The organism is Microbacterium marinilacus, from assembly GCF_019753765.1.
Lineage (GTDB): Bacteria > Actinomycetota > Actinomycetes > Actinomycetales > Microbacteriaceae > Microbacterium > Microbacterium marinilacus.
The window spans coordinates 64,424-77,564 of sequence record NZ_JAIJZW010000001.1 but is presented as its reverse complement, the minus strand read 5'-3'; the positions used below and the strand labels follow the sequence as shown (position 1 = coordinate 77,564).

The window sequence follows — 13,141 nt, the reverse complement described above, 5'->3', positions numbered from 1 at the left end:
CGCGGATACGCTCACGGATCAACGTGGAGGCGAACGTGGAAGTTCTCGAGGCTGAGAGCGCCGACGGCTGGGAGTCGGTCGTGAGCGGCTGCTTCGTGCCGCTCCGATGCGCCGGGTTCGAGCCCGCCTTCGCCGGCCGGATGGAGCACGTCGCCCTCGACGACAGACTGTCGGTGTCGCTCGTGACCACGTGCGGCACGAGCGCGGAGCGCACGGCGCGCCTCGCGCGCCGAGCCGAGGCCGACGACGTGCACATCTCGCTGCAGCGGTCGTCGCACGGCACCGTCTCCGCCGACGGGCGTGCCACCTCCGTCCGCCCGGGGTCGGTGACGATCTACGCCACCGATCGGCCGTACTACCTCGACTACTCCTGGCGTGATCAGCAGCAGCACATCGTGCAGGTGTCGCGCACCTCGCTGGGGCTGCCGCCGCGCATGCTCGAGGCGGCGATGGCACGGCTCGCGGTGCCCGGCGGGGCGTCCTCGTCCTCGGCTCGGAACCTGTTCTCCTACGTGCGCGAGCTGCCCGACGGCCCCGCGTCCTCCCGGGTGGCCGACGTCACGCGCGACCTCGCGCGGGTCATGATCCGATCGTCCTTCGCCGACGGCGTCGTCGTGCCGCGCACGTCGGGCGGGCTGAGGCATGCGGTGAAGGAGTACCTGCGGCAGAACGCGACGCGCCCGGGCCTCGACATGGACCAGGTCGCCCGGCAGCACTTCGTCTCGCGGCGCCGGCTCTACCAGGCGTTCGAACAGGCCGGGCAGTCGCCCGCCGCCTTCCTCCGCGCCGAGCGCCTGCGGGTGGCCGCGCGACTGCTGACCGATCCGCGTCAGGCAGGCCGAACGGTCGAGCAGATCGGCTATGCCGCCGGCTTCGAGGACCCGACGACGTTCACCCGCGCCTTCCGGCGGGCGTACGGCTGCGCTCCGCGCGAGTGGCGCGCGGCAGGGGGCGCCTGACCGCAGCGGGCGGCGCCGTCGGTGCCGAGGGTGGTAGTCTCGGGAACGCGTCCGAGTCTCGGGCGCATCGTCGTGTCTCGACAGGGCGCGGAGCCAAGGCTCCTCGTGCCCAGGGCTCGCCGGACTTCCCGGCTGAACGACCCGATCATCCTGCCGCGGCGAACGGATCCGGCATCCGCCGAGTTCGCCCACCACCCGGCCCGCACCCGCCACGCCTGCGCGCGTGCGACCGGAGCACCCGAAAGAAACCCACATGACCTCTGCAGACCAGCAGAACTCTCCTTCCTTCGCCGACCTCGGCGTCCCCTCGATCCTGGTCGACGCGCTCGTCGCCATGGATCGCCCCACCCCGTTCCCCATCCAGCGCGAGACCCTGCCGTCCACTCTCGCGGGGCGCGACGTGCTGGGTCGCGGCAAGACCGGCTCGGGCAAGACCCTCGCGTTCGCCATCCCGCTCGTCGCCCGCCTGGCCGCCGCCCGCCTCGGCCGCCGGGCCGGCACGCCGACCGCGCTCGTGCTGGCGCCGACCCGCGAGCTCGCGACGCAGATCACGCGCACGGTCGAGCCGCTGGCCAAGGCCGCCGGCCTGACGGTGACCACCGTCTTCGGCGGCGTCTCGCAGAAGCCGCAGGAGGCGGCGTTCGCGCGCGGCGTGGACATCGTCGTGGCGTGCCCCGGCCGCCTCGAGGACCTGATCGGCCAGGGCGTCGTGCGCCTCGACCGGGTCGCCGTGACCGTGCTCGACGAGGCCGACCACATGGCCGACCTCGGCTTCCTGCCCGGTGTCACGCGCCTGCTGTCGAAGACCCCCGCCGACGGGCAGCGGATGTTCTTCTCGGCCACGCTCGACAACGGCGTGGACAAGCTCGTGAAGCGGTTCCTGACGAGCCCCGAGAACATCGCGATCGACTCCGCCGAGTCGCCCGTGCCGGACATGACGCACCACGTCTTCGAGGCGGCCGGCCCCGAGGCCAAGACCGAGCTCGTGAAGACGCTGGCGTCGGGCACGGCCCGTCGCATCCTGTTCACGCGCACCAAGCACCAGGCGAAGAAGCTCGCCCGCCAGCTCACCGCGGCGGGGATCCCGGCGGTCGACCTGCACGGCAACCTGTCGCAGAACGCGCGCGACCGCAACCTGGCGGACTTCTCGTCGGGCGCCGTGAAGGTGCTCGTCGCCACGGACGTCGCGGCGCGCGGCGTGCACGTCGACGGCATCGATCTGGTCGTGCACGTCGACCCGCCGGCCGAGCACAAGGCGTACCTGCACCGCTCGGGCCGCACCGCGCGCGCGGGCGCCTCGGGCGACGTCGTGACCCTCATGCTCGCGTCGCAGCGCAAGGACACCGAGATCCTGCTGCGTCGCGCCGGCATCGGCGTGAGGCCCCAGCAGGTGTCGACCACGAGCCCGGCCGTCGTCGCGCTGGTGGGCGAGGTCGCCGAGCGGGTCGCCCCGCGCGCCGGAGGCCCCGGGGTCGGCAACGCCCCGGCCGAGGGCTCGGTCGGCGGCGGCACGTCCCAGGGCGCGAACGCACGCCGCAAGCGCGCGGCCCGCGGCAACGGCGGCGGCGCCGGCGGCAACGGCGGCGGCGAGCAGCGCAAGAGCCAGGCGGGCCAGGGCCAGCGCCGCGGTCAGCGGCAGGGCCAGGGCGGCCAGCGCCAGGGCCAGGCCCGCACCGCGGGCTCGGCCCCGATGTACAGCACGTCCACGGGCCAGGCGCCTCAGCGTCCGGCGCACGGCGGGTCGGCGACTCCCGCCGCGCAGCCTCAGCGCCGCCGCGGCCCGCGCCGCGCGTCGGCGCCCGGCACCGCACGCTGACCCGAGGTCGCGCCCCCGCGACAATCCCTCCCTGCGCCGAGAATGCAGCGACCACGCGCATTCTCGGCGCAGAGTCGTATTCTCACGCCGGAGAGCCCGGCCCCTTGGGGACCGGGCTCTCCGGGGTGATGGCGGCTCAGAAGTCGAAGTCGCCGATGTTGTCCGCGTCGAACACGAACGGGTCGCCCAGCAGCACGACGCCGTCCTCGCCGACCTCGAACTCGCCGAGGTCGCCGGCTTCGAACGTGTCGCCGGCCTCGCCGGTGACCGTGCCGTCGACGAGCGCCTTGGCGGCGTACGCGGCGAGGTAGCCGAGGTCCTCGGGGTTCCACAGCGCGAACGCCGTGACCGTGCCGTCCTCGACGTACTCGCGCATCTGGTTCGGCGTGCCGAGGCCCGTGAGCGCCACCTCGCCCTTGTACTCCGAGGTCGACAGGTAGCGGGCCGCGGCCGCGATGCCGACCGTGGTCGGCGAGATGATGCCCTTCAGATCCGGGTGGGTCTGCAGGAGAGCCGCCGTCTGGTCGAAGGACTTCTGGTCGTCGTCGTCGCCGTACACGGTGTCGACGAGCTCGATGTCGGGGTGGCTCGCCTCGAGCTCGGTCTGCATGAGCTCGATCCACGCGTTCTGGTTGGTGGCGTTCGCCGACGCGGACAGGATCGCGATCTCGCCCTCGTCGCCGATCTGCTCGGCGATCAGGTCGACCTGCGCCTTCGCGATGCCCTCGGCAGTGGCCTGGTTGATGAACAGGTCGCGGCACTCGGGATCGGTGTCGGAGTCGAACGTGACGACCTTGGTGCCGGCCGACCGTGCCTCGTCCAGCGCGTCGCAGATGGCGCTGGGGTCGTTGGCCGAGACCACCAGGGCGTTCACGCCCTGCTGCGCCGCGGTCTGGATGTACGAGACCTGGGACGTGGGGCTGGCCTCGGTCGGTCCGACCTCTTCGAACGTGCCGCCGAAGTCCTCGACGGCGGCCGTGCCGCCCTTGCTCGACGTGTCGAAGTACGGGTTGCCGAGGTTCTTCGGGAGGAACGTGACCGTGATGGCGTCGCCGCCGTCGCCGCCCCCGTCGCTGCCGGCGTCGTCTCCTCCGGCGGAGCATCCGGTGGCGACCAGGGCGACGCCGAGCGTGAGCGCCGCCGCGCCCAGGAGGGCACGGGGCTTGCGGAATGTGAACATCTCTAACTTCCCTTCGTTGGTGAAGTCGTCGGTGACTGCATGGTGTGGGACTGCATGGTGTGGGACTGGGTCGGAGGTTCAGGTCTGGAGGTCGGCGGAGCTGCGGGCCGCCCGGAGGCGGCGCCGGCCGATCGCGGCGGTGCGGCGGGATCGCGCCCACGCGAGCACGCTCGCGGACACCACCGACAGCACGAGCAGGACGCCGGTGATGATGTTGATCACCTCTCCGCTGACGCCCGCGAGGCGGAGCGCGCTGCCGAGGGTGCCGATCAGCAGCACGCCCGCGATCACGCCGTGGAGCGCGCCGCGGCCGCCGAAGATCGACACGCCGCCGAGCAGGACCGCGGCGATCACCTGCAGCTCGAGCCCCGTGGCGTTGTCGCCGCGGGCGTTGCTGTAGAGCAAAGTGAAGTAGACGCCCGCGAAGCCCGAGACGGCGCCGCTGAGGACGAACAGCGTGAACTTGCTGCGCGCGACGTCGATGCCCGAGAAGTGCGCCGCTTCCTTGTTCAGGCCGATGGCGTACAGCGCCCGCCCGAACGGCGTCGCGTGCAGCAGCACGGCGAAGACGATCGCCAGGACGACGAACGGGATCATGATCGCCGGGATCGGCGTGCCGGGGATCGAGGCCTTCGCCAGGTCGGTCCAGAACTCCGGGAAGTCGGTGATCGCGGTGGTGCCGAGGAGCCCGACCGCGATGCCGCGGAACAGCGCCAGGGTGCCGATCGTCACGGCGAGCGACGGCAGGCCGACGACCGTCACGAGGAAGCCGTTGACCACTCCGCACAGCGCGCCGGCGACCACGGCGGCGAGCGCCGCGAGGGGGAACGGCAGACCGGCGGCCGTGAGCACGCCGGTGATGACGCTGGACAGGCCGAGGACGCTCGCCACCGACAGGTCGATCTCCTCGGTGACGATGATGAGCGTCATGGGGAGGGCGATCAGCAGGATCGGCGCGATGTCGCGCAGCAGATAGGTGAGCGTCAGCGGGCTGCCGAAGTTCCGCACCGACGACAGGGCGACGAGCACGACGACGAGGAGCAGCGCGATGATCGCGGCCTCACGGGTGAGGAGCCAGCGCCGCCAGGCGGGATGCGCGTGCGCGGGCGTGCTGGTGGTCACGACGCGGGTGAGCACGTTCTCGGCGGTCATCGCCGCTCCTCTCGCTGGGCGATGAGTCGTCGGTGCCGCCGGACCGCGAGGACGCGGTCGAGCACGATCGCACCGATGATCAGCGCGCCGACGACCGCCTGCTGCCAGAACGGGTCGATGCCGATGATGGGCAGCGCACGGTTGATGGTCAGCAGCAGGAACGCGCCGATCGCCGCGCCCCAGACGGTGCCGACGCCGCCGGCGATCGCGACGCCGCCGATGACCGCCGCGCCGATCGCCTGCAGCTCCCAGCCGTAGCCCGCGTTCGAGGCGACGGTGCCGTAGCGCGCGGCGAACAGCACGCCGGCGAAGCCCGACAGCGCGCCCGACGCCACGAAGGCGGTGAGGATGCGTCGAGTCACCGGCAGCCCGTACAGGTGGGCGGCGGCGGGGTCCGATCCGATCGCGTACAGCTCTCGGCCGGACCGCCGGGTGCTCAGGTACCAGCCCGCCGCCACGAGGACGATCACCGCGACGATCGTCAGGTACGGCAGCGACGCGAGCGGCCCTGATCCGATCTGTCCCGTGCCGAGGTCGCGGAACCCGCGCGGCAGGTCGGACGCGTTGATCCGGTCGCTGCCGGTCCACCACACGTTGACGCCTCGGTAGACGTACATCGTGCCGAGGGTGATGACGAGGGCGGGGACCTTCGCGTAGGCGACGAGCGCCCCGTTGACGAGGCCCAGCAGCGCGCCGAGCCCGAGACCGGCGGCGAAGACGAGGATCGGCGAGATGCCGGGGACGTCGACGAACAGGCGGCCCGTGAGGTAGGCGGTCAGGCCCACCACGGAGCCGACGGAGAGGTCGACGTTGCGGGTGACGATCACGATCGCCTGGCCGACAGCCACGAGCAGCAGCAGCGAGGGCGTGAGCAGCAGATCGCGCCACCCGTCACCCGAGAACACGAACGAGCGGTTGGCGGCGGTCGCGACGACCACCACGATGATCAGCGCGAGCAGGATGCCGGTCTCCCGCGCGGTGAAGAAGCGGGCCAGCGTGCGGGTCATCGCGCCGCCTCCGATCCGGCGTCGACAGCGGCGGAGTCGGCTGTGGCCGCGCGCATGACGGCCTCGGGCGTCGCTCCGTCTCGGTCGAACTCGCCGGTGATGCGGCCCTCGCGCATGACCAGCACGCGGTCGGCCATGCCGAGCACCTCGGGCAGCTCCGACGAGATCATCAGGATCGCCATCCCCTCCTGCGCCAGCTGAGACAGCAGGCGATGCACCTCGGCCTTGGTCCCCACGTCGATGCCGCGGGTGGGCTCGTCGATGATGAGCACGCGGGGGCTGGTGGCGAGCCACTTGCCCAGGACGACCTTCTGCTGGTTGCCGCCCGACAGCGTGCCGGTCTCGGTGTCGAGCGCGGACGTCTTGACCTCGAGCCGCGTCGCCCATTCCCTCGCGGCCGCGGTCTCGCTGGCCTCCCGGATGAGGCCCCACCTGGCCAGGCGCCCCCGGATCGCCAGGGCGGTGTTGCGGGTGACGCTCTGGTCGAGCACCAGCCCCTGCCGGCGGCGATCCTCCGGCACGAGGGCGAGCCCGCGGGCGGTGGCCGCGCGCGCGTCGCCGCGGGGCAGCGTGCGGCCGAGCAGCTTCACGGAGCCGGACTCGTACCGGTCGACGCCGAACACGGCGCGCGCGACCTCGCTGCGTCCGGCGCCCACCAGGCCGGCGAGGCCCAGGATCTCGCCGGCGCGAAGCGAGAACGACACGTCGCGGAACACGCCGGCCCGCGTGAGGCCGTTCACCTCGAGCACGGCGTCGCCGATCTCGGCGGGCAGCTTGGGGAAGAGATCGGTCACGTCGCGGCCGACCATCTGCCGCACGAGGTCGTCGACCGTCGTGTCGGCGATCGGCGTGGTCGCGACGTAGGCCCCGTCGCGCATGACCGTGACGGTGTCGCAGAGCGCGAACACCTCGTCGAAGCGGTGCGAGATGAACAGCAGCGCGCGCCCTTCGTCGCGAAGGCTGCGCGCGACGGCGAAGAGCCGGTCGACCTCGACGCCGCTGAGGGCGGCGGTCGGCTCGTCCATGATGAGCACGCGTGCATCGAGCGAGATCGCCTTGGCGATCTCGATGATCTGCTGGTCGGCGATCGAGAGGCCGTCGGTGACGCGGTCCGGGTCGATGCTCACGCCGAGGCGGTCGAAGATCCGACGGGCCTCGTCGCGCATCGTCCGACGGTCGATGCCGCCGAGCCGGCCCACGGGCTGGCGTCCCATGAAGATGTTCTCGGTCACGGACAGGTCCGGGAAGAGCGTCGGCTCCTGATAGATCACGGCGATCCCCGCGGCCTTCGACTGCGCGGTGCTGGTGAAGTCGGTCGCCTCGCCCGCGAGCTCGAACCCGCCGGAGTCGCGCTGGTAGAGTCCCGCGATGATCTTCACGAGCGTGGACTTGCCCGCGCCGTTCTCGCCGATCAGCGCATGGATCGAGCCCGGTCGCAGCTCGAGGCTGCCGGAGCGCAGCGCGACGACGGCGCCGAACGACTTGGTGACGTCGGTCAGCCGCAGGAGCGGCGCGTCGTCGACGGCGGATCCGTGCGACGCGGCGCCGACGGGCTCGGCGGGACCGGGGGCTGCGACATCCATGGCGCAGGACTCTCTTCCTCGAGGTTCCTATTTGAAACGGTTCAAACGGATGCTAGCGCACACCCGTCGAGCATCGTCAACGTCGCTGACGCGCGGGCGAATGAGAAAGCGCTTCCTCGGGCGAAACGACGCGCACCGAGGTTTTTTCGCCCTCCGCGCGGCGCGCGAGAGCCCGGCCCCCCGAGGGGACCGGGCTCTCGACCACCTGAGCGCGGGGCGCCCTACTCGGCGCGCGAGACCTTCACCATCTCGTCGCGGGGCACGACCTTGATGCGAGCACGCTCGTGCGGCGCGCCCAGCGAGATCTCGTGCTCGTCGAGGCGGTGCCAGCCCTCCAGGTCGGTCCAGGCGACGCCGCGCTCGGCGAGGAGAGCCGGGATCGCGTCCTCGGACGGGTCCTCGGGCTGCCACCATGAGCCCTGGTCGTTGACGAGGTGCTGGACGGTCTCCATCGCGTCCGACTTCGTGTGGCCGATCAGTCCGACCGGGCCGCGCTTGATCCAGCCCGTGGCGTACATGCCGGGGATCCGCTCGTTCGAGTCGTGCGAGATCACCTGGCCCTCGTGGTTCGGGATCACGCCGTGCTTCTCGTCGAACGGCACGCCCGGCAGCGGGGAGCCGAAGTAGCCGACAGCACGGTAGAGCTGCCCCATCGGCACCTCGCGCAGCTCGCCGGTGCCGGCCACACCGCCCTCGCCGTCCGGCGTGGTGCGCTCGTAGACGAGGGCCGCGACGCGCCCCTCGGAGTCGGTGCGCACCTCGACGGGCTTGGCCCAGAAGTGCAGGTGGAGGCGCCGCGAGGCGGTGCCGCCGGCGTTGTTGACCGAGTCGCGCTGACGCCACGACTGCAGGATGCGGTCGATGACCTTGACCTGCTTGTTCGTCTCGATCGCCGCGCGAGACGCGTCGTCGTAGTCGAAGTCCTCGTCGTAGACGACCATGTCGACGTCGCGCAGCTCGCCGAGCTCGCGCAGCTCGAGCGGGGTAAACTTCACCTGCGCGGGGCCACGACGACCGAACACGTGCACGTCGGTGACGGGCGACGCCTCGAGGATCTCGTAGACGTTCTGCGGCACCTCGGTGGGCAGCAGATCGACCGCGTGCTTCGCCAGGATGCGCGAGATGTCGAGCGCCACGTTGCCGTTGCCGATCACGCCGACGGACGGGGCGGTCAGGGGCCACGTGCGCGGCACGTCGGGGTGGCCGTCGAACCAGCTGACGAAGTCGGCCGCGCCGTACGACTCGGCGGCGTCGATGCCCGGGATCTCGAGGTCGGCGTCGCGCACGGCGCCGGTCGCGAAGATCACCGCGTTGTAGTGCCGCTTGAGGTCGTCGAGGGTGATGTCCTCGCCGAAGTGCACGTTGCCGAACAGCCGGATGTCGCCGCGGTCGAGCACCTCGCGCAGCGCGTTCACGACGCCCTTGATGCGGGGGTGGTCCGGCGCGACGCCGTAGCGGACGAGCCCGTAGGGCGCGGGGAGGTGCTCGAAGAGGTCGATCGAGACGTCGAACTGCTTCTCGGCCTTCAACAGGATGTCCGCCGCATAGATGCCCGCGGGCCCCGCGCCGACGATGGCCAGCCTCAGCTTGGTCATGACTTTCCTTCCCTGCCGATCGGAGATCGGGGTCCTATCGTGGTTCGAAGCCGCGCCCCACGGCGAACGCGTGGAGGTCGCGGGCCGGAGTCAGCTGCTGCGATCGACCAGCGACTCGGCGAAGCGCGTGAGCGCCTCCCGCACGCCGCCCCGCGGCAGCGGCTTCAGAGCCTCGGTCGCCTCGCGTGTCCAGCTCAACGCGAGCTCGCGCGTGCGCGCGGTGGCCTCGTGATCGCGCAGGGCCGCGAGCGGCGCGTCGAGGATCGCCGGGTCCTCGCCCTCGCCGATCCGCGCGACGCCGTCGTCGATGCGCCCCGTCAGCGCGCGGGCCTCGGCGTCGTCGGTGGCCGCCAGCAGCAGGTACGGCATGGTCGGCACCCCGGCACGGAGGTCGGTGCCGGGCACCTTGCCCGTCTCAGCGGGATCGGCGGCCAGATCGATGACGTCGTCCAGCAGCTGGAACGCCACGCCCACCTTCTCGCCGAACATGCGCAGCGGCTCGTGATAGCGCTCGTCGGCGCCCGAGAAGATCGCTCCGGCCTGCGCGGAGGCGGCGATGAGCGAGCCGGTCTTGTCGGCGAGCACCTGGATGTAGAACGCGATCGGATCGTCGCCGGGCTGCGCGCCCACGGTCTCGTGCATCTGCCCCAGCACGAGCCGCTCGAAGGTGTCGGCCTGCAACGCCATGGCCCGCTCGCCGAGCCGGGCCATGATCTGGCTCGCCCGCGAGAAGAGCAGGTCGCCGGTGAGGATCGCGATGTTGTTGCCCCACACCTGGTGCGCGCTCGCGACGCCGCGGCGACGGTCGGCGCCGTCCATCACGTCGTCGTGATAGAGCGACCCCAGGTGGGTGAGCTCGAGCGCCGTGGCGGCGTCGACCACCGCCGGGACGGCGCCTTCCCCCAGCTGCGCCGAGAGCATCGTGAGCATGGGCCGCACGCGCTTCCCGCCGGCCTCGTAGAGGTATCGGCTGGTGGCGTCCACGAGCGCGTCGGTCGAGTGCAGCTCTTCGGCGAGCGCCCGCTCGACCGAGTCGAGGCCGTCCTCGACGGCGGCGACGAGCCGCTTCGAGCCGGGGCCGGCGAACATGCGCTCGCTCAGGCCGAAACGGCTCGCCATGGAGGGGCTGGGGGTCACGCGTCCAGCCTACCGGCGGGCTCCGTCGCCTGCGCCGGCTTGACGCCGCGGTGCAGGGCCACGATTCCGAAGGAGAGATCGCGGTAGGCGACGTCCGCCCACCCGGCGTCGCGGATCCACGACGCGAGCGTGCGCTGGTCGGGCCAGTGCCTGATCGACTCGTTGAGATAGTCGTACGCCTCGGTGTTGGACGAGACCAGGCGCGCGACGCGCGGCAGGACCCGGTCGTTGTAGAACCGGTAGAGGCCGCGGAACCACGGCCGCGGCGGGTGCGAGAACTCGCAGATCACGAGGCGTCCGCCCGGCTTCGTGACGCGCAGCAGCTCGGCCAGCGCCTTCTTCGGCTGGCGGACGTTGCGCAGCCCGAAGGACATCGTCACCGCATCGAACTCGTCGTCGGCGAAGGGCAGGTCGGTCGCGTCGGCCTCGACGAAACTGAGGTTGCGGACCGAGCCGTGCCGGCGCCGGCCCTCGGCGATCATCCCCGGCGAGAAGTCGGCGGCGACCACCGCGGCGCCGCTGCGCGCGAGCGAGATCGCGGACGCACCGGTGCCGGCGGCCAGATCCAGGACGCGCTCGCCCGGCCGGGGGGCGACGGCGCGAGTGGTCGCGACGCGCCACAGCCGGTCGTTGCCGACGCTCAGCACGGTGTTCGTCACGTCGTACTTCGCGGCGACCTGGTCGAACATGCCGCTGACGCTGGCCGGGTCCTTGCCGAGGTCGGCACGGTTCGGGACCTGGGGATCGCGTGAAGTCACGCGCACAAGTGTAGGCGGCCGTGACTGCGCGCCCGCTGGCGCGCCGTCGCTCAGTCGGGCAGCTCCGCCAGGACGGCGAGCCAGCGGTCGGCGGTGGCGTCGTCGAACGGCGGGTCGAACGCGCGGACGCGGCCCTCGAGGTCGTGGGCGGTGCGCTCCAGCGCCTCGATCACGCGCGACGGGTAGCCGAACCGCACGCGGTGCTCCTCCCACTCGTCCTCGTCGTCGATGTACACGCCCCTCTCGTCCAGCCGGCGCACCACGTCGAGGTCCATGTCGATCGCCGTCGGCAGGCCGTCCTCGCCCCACCGCACCGCCCACGCGACGTCGATGTAGACGCGGGTGAGCTCAGGCGCGGCGTTGACGGTCAGCACGTAGTCCTCGCGCGCGTGCGGCAGCATCATCACGCTCGGCGAGCGCAGCAGCACGTCGCGCCCTGGCCGGAACGCGTGCGATCCCGCCGCCTGGCCGAGCCAGTCGCCGTGCTCGTCCTCGCCCAGGTACACGCACTCGTGCTGCCAGTGGGGCGATCCGTCCCATTTCCGCCAGCGGAAGACGATCGGGGTCCCGGCGGTATGGCGCATGCGCCGAGCCTATGCCCCGGTCCGGACGTCGCGGCCGGGCGGGCGAGGCCGGGGACCTCGGCGAGCGGACCCGGCGACGGCCGGAACTAAGCTGAGCGGGTGAACGATGCCTCTCTGCCGCGCCTGATCGTGGAGACACGGGAGGCCGACCCGGTCGAGGACCTGCTTCCGCTCACCGAGGCGGACAGCCCCCTGGTCTGGATGCGCCGCGGCGACGGCATGGTGGGAGCGGGGCGGGTCGTCGACCTGTTCGCGTGGGATCGCGACCGGCCCGCCGAGCTCGCGGCGATGTGGCGCGAGCTCGTGGCCGCCGCCTCCGTCGACGACGAGGTGCGGCTGCCGGGCACCGGGCTCGTGGGCTTCGGCGCGCTGGCCTTCGACGAGACGTCGTCCTCGCCGAGCACGCTCGTCGTGCCGCAGGTGATCGCCGGGCGCCGCGACGGGAGGGCCTGGATCACCCGGATCCGCGCCGCTGACGACGCCTTCGCCGAGCTGCAGCCGACCGAGTACGGCCCGCACTGGTCCGCGACCCTCGGGCCCGGGCTGATGGATCCGGCCGCCCACGGCGACGCCGTGCGGGCGGCCCTGTCGGCCATCGCGTCCGGCGAGCTGGGCAAGGTCGTCATCGCTCGCGACATCGCCGGAACGGTGCCGGAGGACGCCGACCTGCGCCGACTCGTGCGGTCGCTGGCGAGCGGCTATCCCGACACGTGGACGTTCGCGATCGACGGCATCGTCGGCGCGAGCCCCGAGACGCTCGTGACGGTGCGCGGCGGCGAGGTGACCGCGCGGGTGCTCGCCGGCACGCGGCCGCGCGGTGCCGACGCCGACGAGGACACCGCCATCGTGGCCGACCTCGCCTCCAACCCGAAGGACGTCGACGAGCACGCGTACGCGGTGCGGTCGGTCGTCGACGCCCTCCGCCCGCACACGTCGGCCCTCGCCTCGGCGGAGCAGCCCTTCACCCTCAAGCTGCCGAACCTCTGGCATCTCGCCACCGATGTCGAGGGCGTGCTGTCGGGGGGAGCGAGCGCCCTCGACATGGTGCAGGCCCTGCACCCGACGGCCGCGGTGGCCGGCACGCCGACGCCGTCGGCGCTGGCGGCGATCCGCCGGATCGAGCCGTTCGACCGCGGCCGTTACGCCGGGCCGGTGGGCTGGATCGACGCGGACGGCGACGGCGAGTGGGCGATCGCGCTGCGGTGCGCCCAGTTCGGCTCCGAGCCCGAGGGGCCGAGGACCGTCACCGCGCACGCGGGCGGCGGGATCGTCGCGGGCAGCGTGCCGGAGGCCGAGCTGCTCGAGACGCGGGTGAAGTTCCGTCCCATCGTCGACGCGCTGGCGTAGAGGCTCTCCTGCCCCCAGAACGG

The 13,141-nt window shown here is 72.3% G+C and carries 11 protein-coding genes; 3 read left to right on the top strand and 8 right to left on the bottom strand.

Annotation, left to right across the window (positions count from 1 at the left end):
• Positions 1-35: 35 nt before the first annotated feature.
• Both K5S26_RS19090 and K5S26_RS00345 read left to right on the top strand, forming a co-directional pair.
• Positions 36-959 carry an AraC family transcriptional regulator gene (locus K5S26_RS19090; protein WP_221854938.1) on the top strand — a complete coding sequence of 308 codons (924 nt, stop codon included), beginning with the start codon at positions 36-38 and terminating at the stop codon, positions 957-959.
• A 253-nt stretch (positions 960-1,212) separates the two neighbouring features.
• Entirely contained in the window at positions 1,213-2,775 is a 1,563-nt protein-coding gene (locus K5S26_RS00345) for a DEAD/DEAH box helicase (protein ID WP_221854936.1), read from the top strand.
• 136 nt (positions 2,776-2,911) lie between these two features.
• On the opposite strand, the gene rhaS is transcribed toward K5S26_RS00345, so the two are convergent.
• From rhaS to K5S26_RS00305, 8 genes are all read right to left on the bottom strand, one after another.
• Positions 2,912-3,955 carry a rhamnose ABC transporter substrate-binding protein gene (gene rhaS, locus K5S26_RS00340; RefSeq protein WP_221854934.1) on the bottom strand — a complete coding sequence of 348 codons (1,044 nt, stop codon included), beginning with the start codon at positions 3,953-3,955 and terminating at the stop codon, positions 2,912-2,914.
• A gap of 78 nt (positions 3,956-4,033) precedes the next feature.
• Entirely contained in the window at positions 4,034-5,107 is a 1,074-nt protein-coding gene (locus K5S26_RS00335) for an ABC transporter permease (protein WP_221854932.1), read from the bottom strand.
• On the bottom strand, positions 5,104-6,114 hold the full coding sequence (locus K5S26_RS00330) for an ABC transporter permease (protein ID WP_221854930.1): 1,011 nt from the start codon (positions 6,112-6,114) through the stop codon (positions 5,104-5,106). Before K5S26_RS00330 ends, K5S26_RS00335 begins: the two co-directional genes overlap by 4 nt.
• On the bottom strand, positions 6,111-7,697 hold the full coding sequence (locus K5S26_RS00325) for a sugar ABC transporter ATP-binding protein (protein ID WP_221854928.1): 1,587 nt from the start codon (positions 7,695-7,697) through the stop codon (positions 6,111-6,113). The genes K5S26_RS00330 and K5S26_RS00325 overlap by 4 nt, the downstream gene beginning before the upstream one ends.
• Positions 7,698-7,918: 221 nt before the next feature.
• Positions 7,919-9,292, bottom strand: a complete 1,374-nt coding sequence (locus K5S26_RS00320; protein WP_221854926.1) for an FAD-dependent oxidoreductase — start codon at positions 9,290-9,292, stop codon at positions 7,919-7,921.
• A gap of 90 nt (positions 9,293-9,382) precedes the next feature.
• A complete protein-coding gene (locus K5S26_RS00315; RefSeq protein WP_221855958.1) occupies positions 9,383-10,411 on the bottom strand; it encodes a polyprenyl synthetase family protein in 1,029 nt (342 codons plus the stop codon).
• Positions 10,412-10,425: 14 nt separating this feature from the next.
• A complete protein-coding gene (locus tag K5S26_RS00310; protein ID WP_221854924.1) occupies positions 10,426-11,187 on the bottom strand; it encodes a demethylmenaquinone methyltransferase in 762 nt (253 codons plus the stop codon).
• A 50-nt stretch (positions 11,188-11,237) separates the two neighbouring features.
• Positions 11,238-11,771 (bottom strand): DUF402 domain-containing protein, encoded by a 534-nt coding sequence (locus K5S26_RS00305; protein ID WP_221854922.1) that lies wholly within the window; start codon positions 11,769-11,771, stop codon positions 11,238-11,240.
• 99 nt (positions 11,772-11,870) lie between these two features.
• On the opposite strand from K5S26_RS00305, the gene K5S26_RS00300 reads away from it, so the two are divergent.
• Positions 11,871-13,118 (top strand): isochorismate synthase, encoded by a 1,248-nt coding sequence (locus tag K5S26_RS00300; RefSeq protein ID WP_308122705.1) that lies wholly within the window; start codon positions 11,871-11,873, stop codon positions 13,116-13,118.
• Positions 13,119-13,141 lie beyond the last annotated feature (23 nt).